Genomic DNA, 22,292 nt, shown 5'->3' with positions numbered 1-22,292 from the left:
TCACCAGCGGCTGCTTTGCGAGTGTAGCCGTGTCGGGGCGATAAGAAAATCCCCCGTCTCAGCTTTTGCGTTTTGCGACAAGACGATAAAAAGCGAAAGTCTTTTCAACGACTCTTCGATACAATTCGCCTGTTCTCTCTCGCCACCTCCCCAGGTAAGGACTGTATGCTTGAGTTATTGATGCAGTGGTATCGCCGGCGTTTTAGCGATCCGGAAGCCATTGCTTTGTTGGTTATTCTTGTTGCCGGGTTTGGCATTCTCTTCTTCTTTAGCGGACTTTTAGCACCGCTGCTGGTCGCCATCGTTCTGGCCTATCTTCTGGAGTGGCCTACCGTTCGCCTGGAACATATCGGCTGCTCTCGCCGCTGGGCAAGCACCATCGTGCTGGTGCTCTTTGTCGGAATCTTACTGCTGATGTCCTTTGTGGTTCTGCCCATTGCCTGGCAGCAGGGCATCTACCTGATACGCGATATGCCCGGTATGCTCAGCAAGCTCTCCGATTTTGCCGCTACTTTGCCGCGCCGCTATCCGGCGCTGATGGACGCGGGCATCATTGATGCCATGGCGGAAAATGTGCGTACCCGCATCATGACGATGGGGGATACGGTAGTGAAATTTTCCCTCGCCTCGCTGGTCGGGCTGCTGACGCTGGCGGTTTATCTGGTTCTGGTGCCGCTGATGGTCTTCTTCCTGGTGAAGGATAAAGAGCAGATGCTCAACGCGGTACGCCGCGTACTGCCGCGGAATCGCGGGCTGGCAGGGCAGGTATGGCAAGAGATGAATCAGCAAATCACGAACTACATTCGCGGCAAAGTGCTGGAGATGATTGTAGTGGGTGTGGCGACCTGGATTGGCTTCGTCATCTTTGGGCTCAACTATTCGTTGCTGCTGGCAGTGCTGGTCGGTTTCTCAGTACTGATCCCCTACATCGGGGCATTTGTAGTGACGATTCCGGTGGTCGGGGTCGCGCTATTCCAGTTTGGCCTGGGTACTGAGTTCTGGAGCTGCTTTGCGGTGTACCTGATTATCCAGGGGCTGGATGGCAATCTGCTGGTCCCGGTGCTCTTCTCTGAAGCGGTGAATCTGCATCCGCTGGTGATTATTCTGTCGGTGGTGATTTTTGGCGGGCTATGGGGATTCTGGGGGGTGTTCTTTGCGATTCCACTGGCGACGCTCATCAAGGCCGTGGTGCACGCATGGCCAGATGTTCCTGCGGTAGAAGAGTAGCGAGCCTCAACATAAAAAACGGCAACCTCAGGGTTGCCGTTTTGTTTTAAATCAGGCGTTCTCTTTTAGCCAGTTAAGCACCACGTCATGGTGATTGCTGGTTTTAAAATCGTCAAACACATGTTCGACTTTGCCGTTGGCGTCAATCAGGAAACTGATACGGTGAATGCCGTCATAGGTTTTCCCCATAAAGGATTTCTCACCCCAGACGCCAAAGCTTTCGCAAACTTTGTGGTCTTCGTCGGAAAGCAGCGTGAAGTTCAACAGCTCTTTTTCGGCGAAGCGAGAGAGCTTTTCAGGCTTGTCAGTGCTGATACCCAGCACGTCAACGCCTGCATTTTTCAAACCGTCCATGTTATCGCGTAAACCGCACGCTTGTACGGTACAGCCTGGCGTCATGGCTTTCGGGTAGAAATAGACCAGAACACGCTGTCCCTGGAAGTCGGCCAAATTTACTTGCTCACCGTCTTGATCGGGCAAGCTAAATTTCGGTGCGATGTCACCGGCTTTCAGTGGATTCATTACTCAACTCCATCCTGTTCATGCTGTGAATAGTTGACGACGTTTATACTGCCTTGCGCATTCAATTCTGTACATAGGGCTTTGAACGCTTGCTCGATATTTGACGCATCGTGCGAGGCGGGGCTATGAGCGGTAATCTGAATGAACAGCCGTGGGGCATTCTCATCATTTCCGGGCTGCGTGCGAGAAACCAGCTCTGCGACATTCATTTGATGGCTGTCGAACAGCGCAGTGAAACGTTCGATTAAATGCGGTGAGTCATTCACCTCGACCTGCACCCAGACGGTTGCGGGCATGGCCGGAATAGGGCGTGCAGTGGTGCGCTTCATGACGATGAGCAGGTCCAGCTCAGCCCCTTTCATCGGCAGCGTCGACTCAATTAAGTTAATGGCGTTCCATGACCCGGAAAGCAGCATAATAAACGTGAACTCTTCGCCCAGCATCGCCAGCCGGCTATCTTCAATGTTACAGCCGCAGCTACTGACGTGACGGGTGATGGTGTTCACAATACCAGGCCTGTCGGCACCCAGCGCAGTGATAACCAGGTAATGTTGTGATGGGGTTGTCAAACCTGTTCTTCCTTTGCGTGGTTAAGTCTTACTAAGGAAAGCATAAAAAAAACCGGCATACAACAACCTGGGGGCCTCAGGTCGCTTGCTTTTATTACAGTTCCAAACGTACCATTGAGGCTCTTGCACGCATTGAGGATGGCCCATGTTCACGGGAAGTATTGTCGCGATTGTTACACCGATGGATGAAAAAGGTAATGTCTGCCGGTCAAGCCTGAAGAAACTGATTGATTATCATGTCGCCAGCGGAACCTCGGCGATTGTATCGGTAGGGACTACCGGTGAATCTGCCACGCTGAGCCACGATGAGCATGGCGATGTCGTATTGATGACCCTTGAACTGGCTGACGGCCGCATCCCGGTAATTGCCGGAACTGGCGCCAATGCTACTGCTGAGGCCATCAGCCTGACGCAGCGTTTTAACGACAGCGGCGTTGTGGGTTGCCTGACGGTAACACCATACTACAACCGTCCTACCCAGGAAGGTCTGTTCCAGCACTTCAAAGCTATCGCCGAACATACTGACTTGCCACAAATCCTGTATAATGTGCCGTCGCGTACTGGCTGCGATATGCTGCCAGAAACCGTGGGCCGTCTCGCCAAAGTAAAAAATATTATTGCGATTAAAGAGGCGACCGGGAACTTAAGCCGTGTTCACCAGATCAAAGAGCTGGTTTCAGACGACTTCATCCTGCTCAGCGGTGATGATGCCACTGCGCTGGACTTTATGCAGCTCGGTGGTCATGGGGTCATTTCCGTGACCTCAAACATCGCGGCCCGTGATATGGCTGAAATGTGCAAACTGGCTGCCGCAGGGCATTTCCAGGAAGCACGGTTGATCAACCAGCGTCTGATGCCGCTGCACAATAAATTATTTGTCGAACCCAATCCGATCCCAGTGAAATGGGCATGTAAGGAGTTGGGACTTGTAGCAACCGACACGCTGCGTCTGCCGATGACCCCCATCACCGACCATGGTCGTGAAGTGGTTACCGGCGCGTTGAAGCATGCTGGTTTGCTGTAAAGTTTAGGGAGATTTGATGGCTTACTCAGTACAGAAATCGCGCCTGGCGAAGGTTGCGGGTGTTTCGCTTGTTATGCTGCTTGCGGCCTGTAGCTCAGATTCACGCTATAAACGCCAGGTGAGCGGTGACGAATCCTACCTGGATGCTACGCCGCTTGCTGAACTTCATGCTCCTGCGGGCATGATCCTGCCGGTTGAGAATGGCGATTACACCATTCCTGTCACCAATGGCAGTGGCGCGGTGGGTAAAGCGCTGGATATCCGTCCGCCGGCACAGCCGCTGGCGCTGGTGAGCGGTGCGCGCACGCAGTTTACCGGTGATACCGCCACCCTGCAGGTTGAAAGCGCACGTAACGCTAACCTGTGGCCACAGGTGGTTAGCGTGCTGCAGGCGAAGAACTACACCATCGATAAACGTGATGATGCCAGCCAGACGCTGACAACGGACTGGATCGAATGGAACCGTCTGGATGAAGATCAGCAGTACCGTGGTCGTTATCAAGTCTCTGTTAAGGCTCAGGGTTATCAGCAGGCCGTGGTGGTCAAACTGTTGAACCTGGAGCAGGCGGGTAAACCGGTTGCTGATGCTGCTTCTCTGCAGCGCTACAGCGCCGAGATGCTGAACGTAATCTCTGCGGGCCTCGATAAAAACGCTACCGACGCGGCGAACGCGGCGCAGAGCCGTAACGGCGCCACCTTCGATGTACAGAGCGCTGCAGACGATACTGGCCTGCCTATGCTCGTGGTACGTGGTCCGTTCAACCAGGTCTGGCAACGTCTGCCGTCGACGCTGGAGCGCGTAGGGATGAAGGTCAACGACAGCACCCGCTCTACCGGCAGCATGGCGGTGACCTACAAGCCGCTTTCCGATAGCAGCTGGGAAGAGCTTGGCGCGCGTGACCCAGGCCTCGCAGCCGGCGACTATAAGTTGCAGGTAGGGGATCTGGATAACCGCAGTAGTTTGCAATTTATCGACCCGAAAGGGCATACGCTGACCCAGTCGCAAAACGATGCGCTGGTTGCTGCCTTCCAGGCCGCATTCAGCAAATAAAAAAAAGGGGCTGGTTTATCCAGCCCTTTTTATTTTAGTGCTACGCAAACGTGTGCGTGGCATAATACGCCGGGTTTTGTACACAAATCATCACACCAGGAGTAGAGAAGATGCAGAAGCAAGCTGAGTTGTATCGTGGCAAAGCGAAAACCGTATACAGCACGGAAAATCCCGATCTGTTGGTGCTCGAGTTCCGCAATGATACGTCAGCAGGAGATGGCGCGCGCATTGAGCAGTTCGATCGTAAAGGGATGGTAAACAACAAGTTTAACTATTTCATTATGAGCAAACTGGCGGAAGCGGGTATTCCGACGCAGATGGAAGCGTTGCTGTCCGATACGGAATGTCTGGTGAAGAAACTGGATATGGTTCCGGTTGAGTGCGTAGTCCGTAACCGTGCCGCTGGCTCCCTGGTGAAACGTCTGGGCGTTGAAGAGGGTATCGAACTGAACCCGCCACTGTTCGACCTGTTCCTGAAAAACGATGCGATGCACGACCCTATGGTGAACGAGTCTTACTGCGAAACCTTTGGTTGGGTGAGCAAAGAGAATCTGGCGCGCATGCAGGAGCTGACCTTCAAAGCCAACGACGTGTTGAAAAAACTCTTCGATGACGCCGGCCTGATTCTGGTCGACTTCAAACTGGAATTCGGACTTTATAAAGGCGAAGTGGTACTGGGCGATGAATTTTCTCCAGACGGTAGCCGTCTGTGGGATAAAGAGACCCTGGATAAAATGGACAAAGACCGCTTCCGCCAGAGCCTGGGTGGCGTGGTTGAAGCCTATGAAGCCGTTGCCCATCGTCTGGGTGTGAACCTCGATTAATCCCCGCTTTTCCGTCAGAGGTAGATACCTGCCTCTGACGTTTCATCCGTGTTGCCTGTGGTAATCTTTCCCTTAAACGCCTACGATCAGACATATTATCAATGCGATATTATTGAGGTGGGATATGCGCTGGCAAGGGCGTCGTGAAAGTGACAATGTAGAAGACAGGCGCAGCGGTGGCGGCGGTCCGATGATGGGCGGCCCGGGCTTTCGCTTGCCTCGCGGTAAAGGGGGGCTGGTTCTGCTGGTGGTGGTGCTGGTAGCAGGGTACTACGGCGTCGACCTGACTGGTTTACTCACCGGCCAACCGATGGAACAGCAGCAGTCGCAGCGTTCCATTAGCCCTAATGAGGACGAAGCGGCAAAATTCACCTCGGTGATCCTGGCCACGACCGAAGACACCTGGAGCCAGCTGTTCGACAAAATGGGCCGGACCTATCAGCAGCCGAAACTGGTGATGTATCGCGGCGCCACGCGCACCGGATGCGGCACCGGCCAGTCGGTAATGGGGCCGTTCTACTGCCCGGCCGATTCGACCGTCTATATCGATCTCTCTTTTTATGATGACATGAAATCAAAACTGGGCGCCGATGGCGATTTCGCTCAGGGCTATGTTATTGCCCATGAAGTCGGGCACCACGTGCAGAAGCTGCTGGGTATCGAGCCAAAGGTGCGTCAGCTGCAGCAAAATGCCAGCCAGACTGAAGTAAACGCGCTGTCGGTGCGCATGGAGCTACAGGCCGACTGCTACGCCGGCGTGTGGGGACACAATATGCAGCAGCAAGGTGTGCTGGAAGCGGGCGACCTGGAAGAGGCGCTCAACGCCGCCGAAGCCATTGGTGATGATCGCCTGCAGCAGCAAAGCCAGGGGCACGTCGTCCCCGACAGCTTCACTCACGGCAGCTCGCAGCAGCGCTACACCTGGTTCAAACGCGGTTTCGATAGCGGTGACCCGGCGCAGTGCAATACCTTTGGCCGCGCAATGTAATGTCTGAGGGCGTTGAGGCATTATCCCGGTTTCAACTGCAGTTGACGCGTGCCGGGCACCGGCGTCTGCTGGTGGTCAGCGGTGACGATGAATGGGCGCAGCAGCAGGCGCTCACCCTTTGCGATACGCTTGCCGGCGACTGGCTTTGGGTGGGCAATAACGCGCCGGTTCCGAACGCCTGCGCCCCGCAGGCATTAAGTAACCTGCTGGGGCGAGAGCATCTTCACGCCGTGTTTGATGCACGTTACGGCTTTGACGTGGCCGCCCTGGCGGCGCTCTGCGGCACGCTGCGCGCCGGCAGTCTGCTGGTCCTGCTGACGCCCCCTTTAACACAGTGGCCCTCCAAACCTGATCAGGACGCCGTGCGCTGGAGCGACAGCGCCGAGCCAATTGCTACACCGCGTTTCGTGCAGCACTTTTGTCGCCACCTCGCTGCCGATCCGCAGGTGCTCCTGTGGCAGCAGGGCGACCCGTTGATCCTTCCGGACCTACCGTCAGCGATCCCCTGGCAACCCGCCAGCGGTGAACCCCAGCGCGAGCAGGCGCAAATCCTCGAGCGTTTACTGACCCAGCCCCCAGGCATCACCGCCGTTACTGCCCCCCGCGGGCGAGGCAAATCGGCGCTGGCGGGCATGCTACTGCAACGTATTACCGGCAGCGCAATCGTGACGGCACCGTCCAGAGGCGCCACGGACGTTATTGCCCACTTCGCCGATAAGCACTTTCACTTTATGGCGCCGGACGCGCTGCTGGCGTCAGGGCGAGTGGCTGACTGGCTCATTGTTGACGAAGCTGCTGCCATCCCCGGCCCGCTACTGGAACAGCTGGTGAGTCGTTTTCCGCGGGTACTGTTAACCACGACCGTACAGGGGTACGAAGGCACAGGCCGGGGATTTTTACTAAAATTCTGCGCTCGCTTTGCCGGGCTGCGCTATTTCCCGCTTTCCGAGCCGATGCGCTGGGCCGTCGGCTGTCCGCTGGAGCGCTTTATCGATGAGGTGCTGCTGTTTGACGATCGCCCTGATAGTGAGCCTGCGCAGGGCGAGGTCCGTTTTTTACCCCTTGAGCCGGAAGCCTGGCTCTCTGCCCCCGCGCGGCCATCCGCGGTCTATAAGCTCCTGTGTGCCGCCCATTATCGTACCTCGCCGCTCGACTTACGGCGGATGATGGATGCTCCGGGCCAACACTTTACCGTCGCCTGCACGGGGGATCGCGTAACGGGGGCAGTGTGGCTGGTAGATGAAGGCGGCTTAGGGCCGGGACTCAGCCGGGCGGTCTGGGCCGGGTACCGGCGTCCGCGCGGTAATCTGGTGGCGCAGTCTCTGGCAGCACATGGCGGCTCGCCGCTTGCCGCGACCCTCAGCGGCAGACGAATAACCCGGGTGGCTGTCCATCCCGGCCACCAGCGGCAGGGGCTCGGTCAGGCGCTGATTGCCAGCGCGGCGGCCAGCGCAACGGTCGATTACCTCTCGGTCAGCTTTGGCTATACCGAGGAGCTTTGGCGCTTCTGGCAGCGCTGCGGTTTTGTGCTGGTACGAATAGGCAGCCACCGGGAGGCGAGCAGCGGCTGTTACAGCGCCATGGCGATACGTCCCCTCAGCGATGCAGGGCGAGCGCTTTGCGCGCATGAGCATCAACGCCTGCGCCGGGATGCCCGCATCATTGAGCGCTGGAACGGTGAAAAGATCCCGGTAGAGACGCTTGAGTCGGCTACCCTTACGGATGATGACTGGCTGGAGCTGGCGGGATTCGCCTGGGGTCATCGCCCGTTTTCCGCCTCTGTAGGCAGCCTCACCCGGCTGTTAAATGCCACCTCAGCACCGCTGGAGGCGTTAAGGGGCAAAATCGAGCTGCAGCTGGAGGAGGGCGAAATGAGCCGCAGGCTGGGGCTAAATGGGCGTAAAGCGCTGTTAGCGCGGTTGCGCGCTGAAACCGGCCAGACGCTCGCGCAGCAGGATCTGGCGCGTAGCCAGCAGCTCAAAAACGACATATTGCAATGGCAATTTTTTCAATGACTTCTTCAATGAACTGGCATGGTTAATATGCCCATCAGGCGTAAAATCGGGTTCATCAAATAAGGAGAGTGCCATGAAACATGATCATTTTGTTGTTCAAAGCCCGGTGCAACCGGCAAAACAATTATTGCTGCTGTTTCATGGCGTAGGCGATAGCGCGGCTAACATGGCGCAGATCGGATCCTGGTTTGCGCCGCATTTCCCGGATGCGCTTATTGTCAGCATCGGTGGCGCAGAGCCGTGCGGCCCGAACGGCCGCCAGTGGTTCGCCGTGCAGGGCGTGACCGAAGAGAGCCGTCAGGGGCGGGTGGACGCCATCATGCCGCGATTTATCGAAACGGTGCACTACTGGCAACAGCAGAGTGGGGTGGCCGCCAATGCCACCGCGCTGATTGGTTTCTCGCAGGGCTCAATTATGTCGCTGGAAAGTATAAAAGCAGAGCCGGGGCTGGCATCACGGGTGATTGCCTTTAATGGCCGCTACGCCACTCTGCCGCAATATGCCGATACCGCCACGACCATCCATCTGATTCACGGTGGTGAAGACCGGATCATTGAGTTATCGCACGCCGTCGACGCCCAGGAGGCATTGCTGCGGGCGGGAGGAGATGTGACGCTGGATATCGTTGAAGATCTGGGTCACGCCATCGACGATCGCAGTATGCAGTTCGCACTGGACCATCTGCGTTTTACCGTACCGAAGCACTATTTTGACGAAGCGCTGAGCGGCGGTAAGCCTAACGACGATGACATCGTAGAGTTCTTGTAATAAAAAGCCCTCTCCCGGTGGGGAGAGGGCTGATTTTCACTTCTTCTGGTCTTTGTTCGGCCAGTCGTCGTCATCATCCCACTTATCGTTAAAATCACGATGCGGCGGGAGGTCGGGTTTGTTGGCGAGGAATTTCTTATGGTCCACGCGATTCAGATCTTTGATGACATTGATCAGCACGCCCACCAGGAAAACCAACACCAGAATCCACCAGTATTTTGCCAGCCAGTCCATTCGCTTTTCCTTTTACAGAACACTCATCAGGCGATGAGCTGCTCCATGATACGTTGATACATACGAGCCAGTAGCTGTAAATCAGCCGCATTCACGCATTCATTGATTTTATGAATGGTGGCGTTCACTGGCCCAAGTTCTACCACTTGCGCACCCATACGGGCGATAAAGCGCCCATCGGATGTGCCGCCCGTGGTAAGTAGCTGCGGTTTAATTTCATTATAGTGCGCGATAGCGTTAACGACCGCATCGACCAGCTTGCCGCGTCCGGTCAGGAAAGGTTGGCCTGAGAGCCACCAATCCACGCTGTAGCGCAGCGCATATTTATCCAACAGCGCGGCCACACGGGCTTTGATCATCTCGTCGGTCAGCTCGGTGCTGAAGCGGAAGTTAAACTGAACGAACAGATCGCCAGGGATCACGTTGTTACTGCCGGTTCCGGCCTGGATGTTGGCAATCTGCATGCTGGTGGGCGGGAAGTACTCATTGCCTTTGTCCCACTCGATACCCACCAGCTCGTTGAGCATAGGGGCTGCGCGGTGTACAGGATTATCGGCCAGGTGTGGGTAGGCAACATGGCCCTGCACGCCGTGGATGGTCAGGTTGCAGGTGAGTGAGCCCCGACGGCCATTTTTCACCACATCACCCACCACTTCGGTGCTGGAGGGCTCACCCACCAGGCAGTAGTCCAGGCGTTCATTACGCGCCATCAGGGTTTCGACTACCTTCACGGTGCCGTTTTTAGCGCTGGCCTCTTCATCAGAGGTGATCAGAAATGCCAGACGGCCTTTATGGGTCGGATGCTGAGCGACAAAGCGTTCAGCCGCCACAACCATGGCCGCCAGCGAGCCTTTCATGTCTGCCGCGCCGCGACCAAACAGCATACCGTCGCGGATGGTGGGTTCGAAAGGCGGGTTGATCCAGAGGTCGGCGTTGCCCGCAGGCACCACGTCGGTGTGTCCGGCAAAGGCCAGGGTTTCACCCTCACCACGCCACGCCCAGAAGTTTTGCGTATCGCCAAAATCCATCGCTTCAACGGTGAAGCCGATAGCGCGCAGGCGTTCAATCATTAGCGCCTGACAACCAGCGTCGTCCGGGCTGAGGGAGGGGCGGCGAATAAGCTGCTGAGTCAGCTCAATGACCGGGCATGACATAAACTACACCTCGTCAAAATAGCGTTGGTAACTGGAATCACTAAAGCCCAGCAGCATAGGCTGACCTGGCGTCCAGAGCAATGGGCGTTTAATGATTGCAGGCATTTCGATCATCAGTGCCGCCGCGCTGTCGGCGTTATTAATGCTGGCGCGCAGGCTCTCATCCAGCTTACGCCAGGTCGTCCCTCGGGTGTTCAGCAACGCTTCCCAACCCAGTTCAGCGATAAATTTTTGCAGCAAATCTGCATCCAGTCCGTCCACGCGATAGTCGTGAAAACGATAGTCAATATTGTTATCTTCAAGCCAGCGGCGTGCTTTTTTGATGGTATCGCAATTTTTGATGCCATAGAGCTGGGTCATGGTGAATCCTTTTGTATTAATTACGCTCAAACGCACAGTATTTTCGAATATGTTAGTGATGCACAAATATAACACATTCAGTTTATGGCTTTATTTAAACACGCTACGTACCGCTGCTTAAGGGAAATTGTGAATATTCTTTCACTCCCGCTGCATAGCCCTCCAGAATCAAATAAAAGCCTGGCAAAACGACCTGGATTTATTTCATCGACTTAAATCAGGGTTGTTTCAAAATATTGCAGTACGTCACATAAAGTTTATCGTTCTCCCTCCATATTACTTACAAGCCCTGTGATAGCAGGGTGGGGCAATCGCAGTGATTGATTAAAGATTCTTCACATTGGCGATATATTCTCGTAAAATGCCCATAATAATAAGAGAGGTTGTTATGATTGAACGTGAACTGGGGAACTGGAAAGATTTTATCGAAGTCATGCTTCGTAAATGAAATTCAGGAAGAACAGCAAAAAGCACTTGGTTGTAAAATAATGATAGTGTGCACAAAAGCACACAAAAAAGGCGGCTAGTGAGGCCGCCTTTTTTATTTCTAACGCCTTATTCCGGGCGCGCTTTTAGCGGGAAGCGACGGCGTACCAGCACAAAGAAGAGCGGTACAAAGTAGATGGCAAGTATCGTGGCCGCGATCATCCCGCCCATTACGCCCGTCCCTACCGCATGCTGACTTGCTGAGCCGGCACCGGAACTGGTCGCCATCGGCAGTACGCCGAAAACAAACGCCAGTGAGGTCATCAGAATTGGACGCAATCGCTGACGGCACGCATCCAGCGTAGCGGCTACCAGATCCTGGCCCTTCTCATTCATCTCGTTAGCAAATTCGACGATCAATATGGCGTTCTTCGCCGATAGCCCAATAACCGTCAGCAACCCGACCTGGAAGTAGACGTCGTTCTCCAGCCCGCGCATCCAGGTGGCCAGCAGGGCGCCAATTACCCCCAGCGGTACCACCAGCATGACCGAGAAGGGAACTGACCAGCTCTCATAGAGCGCGGCCAGACAGAGGAAGACGACCAGCAGCGACAGCGCATAGAGCGCAGGCGCCTGCGCGCCGGAGAGGCGTTCTTGATACGACATGGCCGTCCACTCCAGCCCGAAGCCTGCCGGAAGCTGACTGACCAGCCCTTCCATCACATCCATTGCCGTACCGGTACTGACGCCTGGCGCGGCTTCCCCGACAATTTCCACCGCCGCATAGCCGTTGTAGCGCTCCATGCGGGGCGAGCCGGTTTGCCAGCGTGACGTAGCGAAGGCGGAGAAGGGCACCATGCTGCCCTCTTTATTGCGTACGTACCAGAGGTTGATATCCTCCGGCAGCATGCGGTATTTGGCGGCCGCCTGCACGTAGACCTTCTTCACGCGGCCACGATCCATAAAATCATTCACGTAGCTGGAGCCCCACGCGGTCTGCAGCGTGTCGTTGATATCATCAATAGAGACGCCCAGCGCCTGCGCTTTACGCTGATCGATATCGATCTGTAACTGCGGGCTGTCATCAAGGCCGTTGTGGCGTACGCGGGTCAGGTTGGGCTCTTCCCCGGCCAGCTCCAGCAGGCGATCGCGCGCCGCCATCAGGGCGTCATGCCCCGCACCGGCGTGATCCTGCAACTCCATATCAAAACCGGCGGAGCTGCCCAGGCCGCTGATGGCCGGCGGGCTGCTGGCAAAGACGCGCGCTTCTTTAATCCGACTGAACGCTTTGGTGGCACGCTCGATAATGGCAAACGAGGTGCCAGTTTTCGCATCACGTTGCTCCCAATCTTTCAGGCGTACAAACATACGTGCCACGTTCTGCCCGTTACCGCCAGGGCCAGAGCCGACGGTGGCAAACACCGACACGACGTTCTCTTTCTCTTTGGTGAAGAAATACTGTTCGACCTGCTGCACCACTTTCAGCGTTTGCTGCTGCGTCGCACCGCTGGGAAGCTGCACCGAGGTAATAAACATGCCGCGGTCTTCCAGAGGTAAAAATGAGGTGGGCAGGCGCAGGAACAGGAACACCATTCCGCCCAGCAGCAGCACGTACACCACAATCCAGCGCAGACTGTGCTGCAAAACTCGCCCAACGCCCGCTTCATAGCGTGCCGCGTTGCGATTGAACATGCGGTTGAACCACCCGAACAAGCCTTTTTGCCCGTGATGCTCGCCTTTGTGAAGCGGCTTAAGCAGGGTAGCGCAGAGGGCAGGGGTCAGGATCATCGCCATCAGTACGGACAGTACCATTGCCGAGACAATGGTAATGGAGAACTGGCGATAGATAGCCCCCGTAGTGCCGCCAAAGAAGGCCATTGGCACAAAGACGGCCGACAGCACCAGGGCGATACCCACCAGCGCCCCCTGGATCTGCCCCATCGATTTTCGGGTGGCCTCCCGTGGGGAGAGCCCCTCCTCGCTCATGATGCGTTCGACGTTCTCCACCACCACAATGGCGTCATCGACCAGTAGCCCTATCGCCAGCACCATAGCGAACATCGTCAGGGTGTTAATGCTGTAGCCAAAGGCATAGAGCACGGAGAAGGTCCCCATCAGTACCACAGGCACGGCGATGGTTGGAATGAGGGTGGCGCGGAAGTTTTGCAGGAACAGATACATCACGAGGAACACCAGCGCGATGGCTTCCAGCAGCGTTTTGACTACGTCCTCGATAGAGGCTTTCACGAAGGAGGTGGTTTCGTACGCGACCTTGTATTCGAGCCCGTGGGGAAAGAAATGCGACAGTTCATCGAGGCGGTCGATGACCAGTTTGGCGGTGGCCATTTCGTTGGCCCCCGACGCCAGTTTCACCCCCAGCCCGGAGGCTGCATTGCCGTTGAACCGGCTAAGATAGTCATATTTCTCGGCACCCATCTCAATCGTCGCCACGTCGCCGAGGCGCACCTCGGAGCCGTCCTGATTCACGCGCAGCGTGATGTCCCGGAACTGCTGCGGTGTCTGTAGTAATGATTGCGAATTGATGGTGGCATTCAGCGCCTGCTTGTCGATGGCGGGCGTTCCGCCCAACTGGCCTACGGCAATCTGGGCGTTTTGCGACTCGATAGCGTCGGTCACATCTTTCGCCGTCATCTGAACGCTGTTCAGTTTCGCCGGGTCAAGCCAGATGCGCATGGAGTATGGTGAGCCGTAGGCGTCGATATCCCCCACGCCGTTAATACGGCTCAGCGGATCCTGAATATTACTGGCGACGTAGTCGGCGATGTCCTGCTTATCCATTGAGTTATCGGTAGAGACGAAGGCGATGGTCAGGATATTGGTATCCCCGGTTTTACGCACCGTCACCCCCTGATTCTGCACCGCCTGGGGCAGTTTACGCAGGGCTGACTGCAGCTGGTTTTGCACCTGTTGCACCGCTTCGTCGGGATCGCTGCCGGCGGAAAAGCTCAGCGTGACCGTTGCCATACCGGTAGCGCTGCTCTGGGAAGACATATACATCAGGTTATCGAGGCCGGTCATATTCTGCTCGATAACCTGGGTGACCGTATTTTCCAGCGTCTGTGCCGACGCCCCCGGATAGTTGGCAGTGATACGCACATTCGGCGGTGCCAGGTCGGGATATTGCTCAACAGGAAGTGAAAAAATGGCCAGGGTGCCGGTCAGGCATAATAAGATTGCCAGTACCCAGGCAAAAATGGGGCGATCGATGAAAAAATTCGCCATTGAACCAGGACCTCATTTAGCGTCGAATTGTTATTGTACATTGCCCGCATCACTCTAGCGGCAAGGCGGATGTCAAACGTGGAGAAAATAAGGAGATAGTGTAAATTATCATGCGCGTTTACAGCGCAATCGCGCCTCCTGTGCGGCTGAGTATTACGCACGCGCGTGGCGTTCTAATGAGATGCGAGAGTTATTTACGCTTATTTACCCTCTGCACGGCTCATTGTGGAAAACGCACCTCCACCTGAGTTCCCCCCTCCGCCGGACGCGTGAAGTGAAGAGTCCCTCCCAGCCGCACGGCGCGCTCGCGCATGATATTGAGCCCGTAATGGCCAGGGGGTTCGCTGGCATCGCCAATCCCTATCCCATTGTCGCGAATAGAAACGATGTGCTCGCCGCTGGCGGTGGTCACGCAGGCGACGGCAATCTCACTGGCCTGCGCATGCTTAATGGCGTTCAGCACCGCTTCGCGCACAATCTGCAGCAGGTGCACCTGCTTTTGCGCATCGAGGGCGAGAGAGGAGAGACGGCAATCTAAAGAGAGTTTCGCGCGGGTCTGGCTTTGTAAGCCATCCAGCGACTCCTGGAGCGCTGCGGGGAGGTTGGCATGATTGAGCGTCAGGCGGAAGGTGGTCAGCAGTTCGCGTAACTGAAGCCAGGCATCATTCAGCGCTCGCGAGAAGTCGCTAATAATGGCCTGCGCCGGCTGGTTCTCCTCCGGTACGGCGTGTTTTAACAACGTTAGCTGAATGCGTAAATACGAGAGTACCTGGGCCAGCGAGTCGTGCAATTCCCGGGCAATGGTGGCACGCTCCTCCATCAACAGCAGTTGCTGGAAATGCTTCTGCGACTGGTTCACATAGATGCCGCGCCCCAGCATCGTGGCCACGCTTTTCATCAGCGGCCCTGACACCGTACCGTGCTCGTTCTGCCAACAGAGTTCACCAAATCGCGTCTCCTGCATCACCACCGGCAATTGCTGCATGGGTAAACGATCGCTTTTGTAGCCCTCGCTCATCTGCCAGCCATCGCTGGTGCTTAGCGCCAGATAGCGCATGCCGGTATGCGCCTTCACAATTTGCAAAATGTGGCGAAAGCAGTGGCTGTCTGTCTGGCTGGCATTCAGGGCCTGTGAACAGGTGAAAAGCATCTCCAGCTGCTGGTGGGCCTCATGCAAATGATGGGTTTTCTCTTCCACGGAGCTTTCCAGGGAGCGGTACAGAGTGTGCAACTCCTCGGCCATATGGTTAAAGGTACGCGACAGCAGGCCCAGCTCGTTGGGCAGATCGCTGTCCGGAGCGGGGGTATCAAAGCGGCCTTGTTCAATCTGCAGGCTGGAGCTTACCAGATGGTTGAGCGGGGCGACGACCTGGCGGCGAATGCGACGCAGCGTGATAAAGACCAACAGCAGGATCCCGCCGCCGCCCGCCAGCGAAATGATCACCACCAGCTGCATCTTGTGTTCGGCATAATGTTGCAGTGAAAGCACAAAGGCATCCATTCGCCCGATATACTCTTCGATATGCGCCTGGTACCACGCCTCGTTGCCCTGCAATAACTGCTCATTCATCACCTGCCATGCCGCCTGCAACTGATGATAGCGTTGCTTTACCTCCTCCGGCACATACCACTTATCCAGCGATGTTAACGCTGGCGCATTCAGCGTGTTTTGCCAGGTAAGCAAGTGCTCATGCAGATCGCTCCCGCCACGCTGTAGCTCGTAGCCAAGACGATAGCTCTGCATACGCAGGGAGCCGGCAATGTTAATGGCTTCTGCATCGCGTTGGCTGCTGGCAAGGGTCAATAACGCTACTGCGCTGGACAGGATCGATAACACAATAATGGAGATGAATGCCCGGGCAAGGCTTCGCGAGACGGGTCGTTTTACTATCACACATGGCTTCCTGAATGATGTCTGAACAAAGGTCCGGCGCGACTGCGCCAGCCGAAGGAAACGCTATTCCCTTTACGCAAAATATATTTGATCTCACTCAGGTTCAGGGCAGAAAGTTCGCGTTTCTGGGCATATGAACATTGCCTGAACCCGCCCCGGTGCGTAAATACTTAACCTCTGTAAAAAATAAGGTTAATAACCAGAGCAGGTGTTGCTATGAATCATTTTATTATGGCCAACAGCCAGCAATGTATCGGATGTCACGCCTGCGAAGTCGCCTGCGTGATGGCACATCATAATGAACAACATGCGCTGAGTCAGCGGGAATTCACGCCACGAATCACCGTGGTGAAAGAGGGGAGCCGCTTCAACACCGTCACCTGCCATCACTGCGAAAATGCCCCCTGCATCCAGAGCTGTCCGAACGGGGCCATCGCCCGCGAAAACGACAGCGTGCAGGTGAATCAACAGCGCTGTATTGGCTGTAAAGCCTGCGTCGTGGCTTGCCCCTTTGGCACGATGGACATCGTGGTTACCGCCCAGGGGGAAGCCACCGCGCAGAAGTGCGATCTCTGTACCGGACGGCCGCAGGGGCCAGCCTGCGTGGAAAACTGCCCGGCCAATGTCCTGACGCTTGCCACCCCTGACGCACTGAATCAACTCTCCCGCGCGCGCAGGCTGCGTACGGCGAGTCATGAGGCGCAGCCATGGAAAGGGATTGCCCCGGCGGCGGTTAAAGCCGGCGGAAAGCAGGCGCAGCTGCAGGCGCTTAGCCCGCGTGGCGAGCCGGATAAGCTCAGACCTGAGGCGCGCGTGGGCAACTTTGCAGAAATTTATCTGCCATTTCGAACAGAGCAGGCGCAGCGGGAGGCATCGCGCTGTCTTACCTGCGGCGAGCACACGATTTGTGAATGGACCTGTCCGCTGCACAACCATATCCCGCAGTGGATTGAGCGGGTAAAAGCCGGTGATATCGAGGCGGCGGTCGAGTTATCACACCAGACCAACTGCCTGCCGGAGATCACCGGGCGAGTCTGTCCGCAGGACAAACTTTGCGAAGGGGCCTGCACGGTGCGCGAGGCGTCCGGCGCGGTCACCATCGGCAACCTTGAACGTTATATTTCTGACCAGGCGCTGGCGAAAGGCTGGCGGCCCGATCTCAGCCAGGTGGTGCCGGTCGATAAACGTGTGGCCATTATCGGTGCCGGGCCTGCGGGGTTAGCCTGCGCGGATGCGCTGGTGCGCCGTGGCCTTAGCGTGACCGTCTACGATCGTCACCCGGAGATTGGCGGTTTGCTGACCTTTGGCATTCCGGCGTTCAAACTGGATAAGTCGCTGCTGGCCCGCCGTCGCGACATCTTTACCGCGATGGGGATCCGTTTTGTACTCAATTGCGAGGTGGGTAAGGATGTGTCGATGGCTGAACTTCAGCGGGATTATGATGCGCTCTTTATAGGAGTCGGCACCTGGCGGTCGATGAAAGCCGGCATCCCTAACGAAGAGGCGCCGGGTGTTTACGATGCGCTGCCGTATCTGGTGGGCAATACCCGTCAGCTTATGGGGCTGCCCGCCTCGGTGGCCGATCCCTTTATCGATACCGCCGGGCTCAACGTGGTGGTACTGGGGGGCGGCGATACGGCGATGGACTGTGTGCGTACCGCTCTGCGTCAGGGGGCGGCAAACGTCACCTGCGCCTACCGTCGCGACGAGGCCAACATGCCCGGTTCCCGTAAAGAGGTGAAAAATGCCAAAGAGGAGGGGGCCGCCTTTGAATTCAACGTCCAGCCGGTGGCGCTGGCGCTGGATGACAGCGGACGGGTCAACGGAGTTCGTCTACTGCGCACCCAGCTTGGCGAGCCGGATGACGAGGGGCGGCGGCGTCCGGTGCCGATTGCCGGCAGTGAATTCGTGATCCCTGCCGATGCGGTAATCATGGCCTTTGGCTTTACTCCGCATGCCGCGGCGTGGCTGCAGGCGCAGGGGGTGGCCGTGGATGAGTGGGGACGGATTGTCGCCGGCGTCGACAGCCGTTACCGTTATCAGACCAGTAACCCGCAAATTTTCGCCGGTGGCGATGCGGTTCGCGGTGCTGACCTGGTGGTGACCGCCATGGCCGAAGGGCGGCATGCGGCGCAGGGCATCGCCGACTGGCTGGGCGTAAATCAGAATCTTATCCATTAACCCGGCCACGACAAAGCGGACTTCACGGCGTAGTATGACGAGGATATTTTGCGCTGTGGAGTCCGCATGACCCTGAAAATTGACCTAATCAAAGATAAAATCCTCTCCGACAATTACTTTCTGCTTCGCAACATGACTTACGATCTAACGCGTGAAAACGGCGAAGTCGTGCGCCATAAGCGTGAGGTCTACGATCGTGGTAATGGCGCAACGGTGATGCTCTATAACCGGGATAAAAAAACCGTGGTGCTGATCCGTCAGTTCCGGGTAGCGACCTGGGTTAATGGCAATCCCGACGGTATGCTGATTGAAACCTGTGCCGGTCTGCTGGATGACGATGCACCCGACGTCTGCGTCCGTAAAGAGGCAATTGAAGAGACCGGCTTCGCCGTCAGCGAAGTGCGTAAAGTCTTTGAGCTGTATATGTCCCCGGGCGGTGTCACCGAACTCATTCACTTTTTTGTTGCGGAATACAGCGACGCCCACCGCGCCAATGCGGGCGGCGGCATTGAAGATGAAGAGATCGAGGTACTGGAGATGCCTTTCACGCAGGCGCTGGAGAAGGTAAAAACCGGCGAAATCCGGGATGGCAAGACGGTGATATTACTGCAGTATCTTCAGACGTCCGGCTTAATGACTTGATCTTATTAATGTTAATAAGATGTATTTTAAATAAATCTATCCGATAAATCCGATTGAGCCATCCCGGTTTGCGCAGGAAGATACGGCCAGTTTTTTGAGCCATGCTTCCGGGATCGTGCCATACATGCGTCACAGCTATTTATTTATCTTTATGCTCACTATGCTGCCGGCACTTTTTGTGCAGGCGGCCCCCGCGCAGCGAGCTTTTTCTGACTGGCAGGTGACCTGCAACAATCAGAATTTTTGTATTGCGCGCAATATTAACGAGCATAAAGGGCTGGTGATGACCCTGAGTCGTAGCGCCGGTGCCAAAACCGATGCGGTCCTGCGCATTGAACTCGGCGGGCTGGCGACCCCTTCTGCCGGCGAACCGGCGATCGCCCCCCGTTTACTTCTCGATGGCGAACCGTTAGCGCTCGATACCCGGCACTGGCAACTCTCCCCCTGGCGTTTATCAACTGACGATACCGCCACTATTAATGCGTTCCTGGCCACCATTCAGGAAAAGCATATGATCGCCCTGAACCGGGGCAAGCAAGAGATCTCCCTCGATGGCCTGAAGGCCACGCTGTTGTTTATCGACAGCCAGCAAAAGCGTGTGGGCAGTGAAACCGCCTGGATTAAAAAGGGCGACGATCCGCCGCTCAGCGTGCCACCCGCACCGGCGCTAAAAGAGGTAGCGGTAATTAATCCAACGCCTACGCCCCTGACGCGTCAGGAGCGCAGCGATTTAATTGATTACGGTACCTGGCGGATGAATAACAGCCAGTGCTCGCTCGATCCGGCGCGCCGGGAGGTACGGGTAACGGCCCTGACCGATGATAAAGCGTTGATGATGATTAGCTGTGAAGCGGGGGCCTATAATACCGTGGATCTGGCGTGGCTGGTTTCGCGTAAAAAACCTTTTGCCGCACGGGCTGTCCGCCTGCGTCTGCCGTTTGTTGCCGCAAGTGAGAGCAGTGATATGGAGCTGATGAATGCAGGATTCGATGAGAAAAATCGCGAACTCACCACTCTTGCGTTAGGGCGGGGTATTGCCGATTGTGGCATCCAGACGCGCTGGCGTTTTAATGGCCAGCGCTTTCGTCTGGTGCGGTATGCTGAAGAGCCAAGCTGCGATAACTGGCATGGGCCAGATGCCTGGCCCACCTTGTGGATCACCCGTTAAAGCAGGTTCTGTGCTTTTTCCACCACGTTTTCGACCGTAAAGCCGAAGTACGGGAAGAGCTTATCGGCCGGGGCCGATTCGCCGTATCCCCGCATGCCGACAATCGCCCCCTTCAGGCCGACATATTTATACCAGTAGTCGGCAATTCCGGCCTCGACCGCCACGCGGGCGCTCACATCTGAAGGCAGCACCGACTCACGGTATTCCTCATCCTGGGCATCAAAAATGTCCGTCGAAGGCAGAGAAACCACCCGTACCGCATGACCTTCAGCGGTAAGTTTTTCTGCCGCCTTCACGGTGATCTCCACTTCCGAGCCGGTGGCAATCAGGATCACGTCCGGCTTGCCGCCGCTGTCTTTCAGGATGTAGCCACCGCGGGCGATGTTTTTGACCTGCTCCGGCGTACGTTCAATCTGCGCCAGATTCTGACGCGACAGGATCAGCGCCGTCGGGCCGTTATGGCGCTCTATGGCCAGCTTCCAGCCCACTGCGGCCTCGACCTGATCGCAAGGACGCCAGGTGCTAAAGTTTGGCGTCAGGCGCAGGCTCGCCAGCTGTTCCACCGCCTGGTGGGTCGGCCCATCTTCCCCCAGCCCGATGGAGTCGTGGGTATACACCATGATCTGTCGCGCTTTCATCAGTGCCGCCATGCGCGCGGCATTACGCGCATACTCCACAAACATCAGGAAGGTCGCGGTATAAGGCACAAAGCCACCGTGATGGGCTATACCGTTGGCGATGGCGGTCATGCCGAACTCACGTACACCGTAGTGGATGTAGTTACCGGCCTGGTCCTCTTTAATCGATGTCGACCCCGACCAGATGGTGAGGTTGCTCGGCGCCAGGTCCGCGGAACCGCCAAGCAGCTCGGGCAGAATCGGCCCCAGTGCGTTAAGGGTGTTTTGCGACGCCTTACGTGTAGCGATTTTCGCCGGATTAGCTTGCAGCTCCTCAATCAGCGCCTGGGTCTTCTCTTCCCAGGCTTCTGGCATACCGCCGCTCATCCGGCGGGTAAACTCGGCGGCCAGCTCCGGATGCGCGTTTTTATACGCGGCAAATTTCTCATTCCACGAGGCCTGGATTTTACTCCCCTTGTCGCGGGCATCCCAGGCGCTATAGATCTCTTTCGGGATCTCAAAGGCGGGATATTTCCAGCCCAGTTTCTGGCGGGTCAGCGCCACCTCTTCTTCACCCAGCGCCGCGCCGTGCGACTCTTCTTTGCCCGCTTTGTTCGGCGAGCCGAAGCCGATGGTGGTCCGGCAGATAATCAGGGACGGTTTGTCCTTCACGCTCTGCGCTTCCTGAATCGCTTTTTTCACCGCCTCAGGATCGTGGCCGTCAATTTCGTGAACAACGTGCCAGTGGTACGCCTCGAAGCGCTTGGCCGTATCGTCGGTGAACCAGCCTTCGGTTTCGCCATCAATGGAGATGCCGTTGTGATCGTAAAAACCGATCAGTTTGCCAAGCCCCAGGGTGCCGGCCAGGGAGCAGACCTCGTGCGAGATCCCCTCCATCAGACAGCCGTCGCCCATAAAGACGTAGGTAAAGTGATCGACGATGTCATGGCCCGGCTGATTAAATTGCGCCGCCAGGGTGCGCTCTGCGATGGCCAGCCCCACGGCATTGGCCAGCCCCTGGCCCAGCGGCCCGGTAGTGGTTTCAACGCCCGGCGTGTAGCCCAGCTCCGGGTGGCCTGGCGTTTTGGAGTGCAGCTGACGGAAGTTTTTCAACTCTTCCAGCGGCAGGTCGTAGCCAGAGAGGTGCAGCAGGCTATAGAGCAGCATGGAGGCGTGGCCGTTAGACAAAATGAAGCGATCGCGGTCGTACCAGGCCGGATCGTTAGGATTGTGCTTCAGAAAGTCGTTCCACAGCACTTCGGCGATATCGGCCATGCCCATCGGTGCCCCCGGATGGCCGGAATTGGCTTTTTGCACGGCATCCATGCTAAGGGCGCGTATGGCGTTGGCTAACTCTTTACGGGACATAGTTCACTCCATGGCT

Annotated in this window: 19 protein-coding genes; 11 read left to right on the top strand and 8 right to left on the bottom strand. The window is 56.5% G+C overall.

Annotation, left to right across the window (positions count from 1 at the left end):
- The first annotated feature begins 165 nt into the window (after positions 1-165).
- Complete coding sequence (locus tag B2Q93_RS17850) at positions 166-1,227, top strand: AI-2E family transporter (RefSeq protein ID WP_046884627.1); 1,062 nt, start codon at positions 166-168, stop codon at positions 1,225-1,227.
- A 51-nt stretch (positions 1,228-1,278) separates the two neighbouring features.
- Here the strand turns inward: B2Q93_RS17850 and bcp are convergent, their stop codons facing one another.
- Positions 1,279-1,749: a thioredoxin-dependent thiol peroxidase gene (gene bcp / locus B2Q93_RS17845; RefSeq protein WP_040074555.1), complete on the bottom strand. Its 471-nt coding sequence runs from the start codon at positions 1,747-1,749 to the stop codon at positions 1,279-1,281.
- A complete protein-coding gene (locus B2Q93_RS17840) occupies positions 1,749-2,318 on the bottom strand; it encodes a glycine cleavage system transcriptional repressor (protein WP_040074556.1) in 570 nt (189 codons plus the stop codon). The genes bcp and B2Q93_RS17840 overlap by 1 nt, the downstream gene beginning before the upstream one ends.
- A gap of 145 nt (positions 2,319-2,463) precedes the next feature.
- On the opposite strand from B2Q93_RS17840, the gene dapA reads away from it, so the two are divergent.
- The 6 genes from dapA (at position 2,464) to ypfH (ending at position 8,989) form a co-directional block, all read left to right on the top strand.
- Positions 2,464-3,342 (top strand): 4-hydroxy-tetrahydrodipicolinate synthase, encoded by an 879-nt coding sequence (dapA, locus tag B2Q93_RS17835; protein ID WP_040074557.1) that lies wholly within the window; start codon positions 2,464-2,466, stop codon positions 3,340-3,342.
- A 16-nt stretch (positions 3,343-3,358) separates the two neighbouring features.
- A complete protein-coding gene (gene bamC, locus B2Q93_RS17830) occupies positions 3,359-4,393 on the top strand; it encodes an outer membrane protein assembly factor BamC (RefSeq protein WP_040074558.1) in 1,035 nt (344 codons plus the stop codon).
- Between the two features lie 110 nt (positions 4,394-4,503).
- The gene (gene purC, locus B2Q93_RS17825) at positions 4,504-5,217 is read left to right on the top strand and encodes a phosphoribosylaminoimidazolesuccinocarboxamide synthase (protein ID WP_046884628.1); all 714 of its coding nucleotides are present in this window, start codon (positions 4,504-4,506) and stop codon (positions 5,215-5,217) included.
- 124 nt (positions 5,218-5,341) lie between these two features.
- Entirely contained in the window at positions 5,342-6,205 is an 864-nt protein-coding gene (ypfJ, locus tag B2Q93_RS17820) for a KPN_02809 family neutral zinc metallopeptidase (protein ID WP_040074560.1), read from the top strand.
- Complete coding sequence (locus tag B2Q93_RS17815) at positions 6,205-8,220, top strand: tRNA(Met) cytidine acetyltransferase TmcA (protein ID WP_286933947.1); 2,016 nt, start codon at positions 6,205-6,207, stop codon at positions 8,218-8,220. Before ypfJ ends, B2Q93_RS17815 begins: the two co-directional genes overlap by 1 nt.
- A 73-nt stretch (positions 8,221-8,293) precedes the next feature.
- Positions 8,294-8,989, top strand: a complete 696-nt coding sequence (gene ypfH, locus B2Q93_RS17810; RefSeq protein ID WP_286933946.1) for an esterase — start codon at positions 8,294-8,296, stop codon at positions 8,987-8,989.
- Between the two features lie 36 nt (positions 8,990-9,025).
- On the opposite strand, the gene B2Q93_RS17805 is transcribed toward ypfH, so the two are convergent.
- The 3 genes from B2Q93_RS17805 to B2Q93_RS17795 are packed head-to-tail and all read right to left on the bottom strand — an operon-like array spanning position 9,026 to position 10,737.
- Positions 9,026-9,223, bottom strand: coding sequence for a YpfN family protein (locus B2Q93_RS17805; protein ID WP_040074562.1), 198 nt, complete (start codon positions 9,221-9,223; stop codon positions 9,026-9,028).
- Between the two features lie 26 nt (positions 9,224-9,249).
- Positions 9,250-10,377, bottom strand: a complete 1,128-nt coding sequence (gene dapE, locus B2Q93_RS17800; RefSeq protein WP_286809479.1) for a succinyl-diaminopimelate desuccinylase — start codon at positions 10,375-10,377, stop codon at positions 9,250-9,252.
- Between the two features lie 3 nt (positions 10,378-10,380).
- Positions 10,381-10,737, bottom strand: coding sequence for an ArsC family reductase (locus tag B2Q93_RS17795; RefSeq protein WP_040074564.1), 357 nt, complete (start codon positions 10,735-10,737; stop codon positions 10,381-10,383).
- Between the two features lie 388 nt (positions 10,738-11,125).
- Here B2Q93_RS17795 and ypfM point away from each other — a divergent pair, with 388 nt between their 5' ends.
- Positions 11,126-11,185, top strand: a complete 60-nt coding sequence (gene ypfM, locus B2Q93_RS17790) for a protein YpfM (protein ID WP_001386977.1) — start codon at positions 11,126-11,128, stop codon at positions 11,183-11,185.
- A gap of 107 nt (positions 11,186-11,292) precedes the next feature.
- On the opposite strand, the gene acrD is transcribed toward ypfM, so the two are convergent.
- The gene (gene acrD / locus B2Q93_RS17785; RefSeq protein ID WP_286933944.1) at positions 11,293-14,406 is read right to left on the bottom strand and encodes a multidrug efflux RND transporter permease AcrD; all 3,114 of its coding nucleotides are present in this window, start codon (positions 14,404-14,406) and stop codon (positions 11,293-11,295) included.
- Positions 14,407-14,626: 220 nt separating this feature from the next.
- Entirely contained in the window at positions 14,627-16,300 is a 1,674-nt protein-coding gene (narQ, locus tag B2Q93_RS17780; protein ID WP_286933943.1) for a nitrate/nitrite two-component system sensor histidine kinase NarQ, read from the bottom strand.
- A 216-nt stretch (positions 16,301-16,516) separates the two neighbouring features.
- Here narQ and aegA point away from each other — a divergent pair, with 216 nt between their 5' ends.
- The 3 genes from aegA (at position 16,517) to B2Q93_RS17765 (ending at position 20,291) form a co-directional block, all read left to right on the top strand.
- Entirely contained in the window at positions 16,517-18,481 is a 1,965-nt protein-coding gene (aegA, locus tag B2Q93_RS17775; protein WP_286933941.1) for a formate-dependent uric acid utilization protein AegA, read from the top strand.
- Positions 18,482-18,547: 66 nt separating this feature from the next.
- Positions 18,548-19,123 (top strand): GDP-mannose pyrophosphatase NudK, encoded by a 576-nt coding sequence (nudK, locus tag B2Q93_RS17770; RefSeq protein WP_040074569.1) that lies wholly within the window; start codon positions 18,548-18,550, stop codon positions 19,121-19,123.
- Between the two features lie 124 nt (positions 19,124-19,247).
- Positions 19,248-20,291, top strand: a complete 1,044-nt coding sequence (locus B2Q93_RS17765) for a DUF1176 domain-containing protein (RefSeq protein WP_286933940.1) — start codon at positions 19,248-19,250, stop codon at positions 20,289-20,291.
- Here the strand turns inward: B2Q93_RS17765 and tkt are convergent.
- The gene (tkt, locus tag B2Q93_RS17760; RefSeq protein WP_040074571.1) at positions 20,288-22,276 is read right to left on the bottom strand and encodes a transketolase; all 1,989 of its coding nucleotides are present in this window, start codon (positions 22,274-22,276) and stop codon (positions 20,288-20,290) included. The two genes, B2Q93_RS17765 and tkt, sit on opposite strands and share 4 nt — an antisense overlap.
- Positions 22,277-22,292: the final 16 nt, after the last annotated feature.

Origin of the sequence: Leclercia sp. UBA5958 (assembly GCF_002430365.1) — a bacterium.
Classification (GTDB): domain Bacteria; phylum Pseudomonadota; class Gammaproteobacteria; order Enterobacterales; family Enterobacteriaceae; genus Enterobacter; species Enterobacter pneumoniae.
This window is presented reverse-complemented; position numbering and strand designations above follow the sequence as displayed.

Bases quoted from the DNA above. Each gene is read 5' to 3' on its own strand.
- B2Q93_RS17850 (WP_046884627.1), top strand. From the start codon at position 166: ATGCTTGAGTTATTGATGCAGTGGTATCGCCGGCGTTTTAGCGATCCG.
- bcp (WP_040074555.1), bottom strand. From the start codon at position 1,749: ATGAATCCACTGAAAGCCGGTGACATCGCACCGAAATTTAGCTTGCCC.
- dapA (WP_040074557.1), top strand. From the start codon at position 2,464: ATGTTCACGGGAAGTATTGTCGCGATTGTTACACCGATGGATGAAAAA.
- bamC (WP_040074558.1), top strand. From the start codon at position 3,359: ATGGCTTACTCAGTACAGAAATCGCGCCTGGCGAAGGTTGCGGGTGTT.
- purC (WP_046884628.1), top strand. From the start codon at position 4,504: ATGCAGAAGCAAGCTGAGTTGTATCGTGGCAAAGCGAAAACCGTATAC.
- ypfJ (WP_040074560.1), top strand. From the start codon at position 5,342: ATGCGCTGGCAAGGGCGTCGTGAAAGTGACAATGTAGAAGACAGGCGC.
- B2Q93_RS17815 (WP_286933947.1), top strand. From the start codon at position 6,205: ATGTCTGAGGGCGTTGAGGCATTATCCCGGTTTCAACTGCAGTTGACG.
- ypfH (WP_286933946.1), top strand. From the start codon at position 8,294: ATGAAACATGATCATTTTGTTGTTCAAAGCCCGGTGCAACCGGCAAAA.
- B2Q93_RS17805 (WP_040074562.1), bottom strand. From the start codon at position 9,223: ATGGACTGGCTGGCAAAATACTGGTGGATTCTGGTGTTGGTTTTCCTG.
- dapE (WP_286809479.1), bottom strand. From the start codon at position 10,377: ATGTCATGCCCGGTCATTGAGCTGACTCAGCAGCTTATTCGCCGCCCC.
- B2Q93_RS17795 (WP_040074564.1), bottom strand. From the start codon at position 10,737: ATGACCCAGCTCTATGGCATCAAAAATTGCGATACCATCAAAAAAGCA.
- acrD (WP_286933944.1), bottom strand. From the start codon at position 14,406: ATGGCGAATTTTTTCATCGATCGCCCCATTTTTGCCTGGGTACTGGCA.
- aegA (WP_286933941.1), top strand. From the start codon at position 16,517: ATGAATCATTTTATTATGGCCAACAGCCAGCAATGTATCGGATGTCAC.
- nudK (WP_040074569.1), top strand. From the start codon at position 18,548: ATGACCCTGAAAATTGACCTAATCAAAGATAAAATCCTCTCCGACAAT.
- B2Q93_RS17765 (WP_286933940.1), top strand. From the start codon at position 19,248: ATGCGTCACAGCTATTTATTTATCTTTATGCTCACTATGCTGCCGGCA.
- tkt (WP_040074571.1), bottom strand. From the start codon at position 22,276: ATGTCCCGTAAAGAGTTAGCCAACGCCATACGCGCCCTTAGCATGGAT.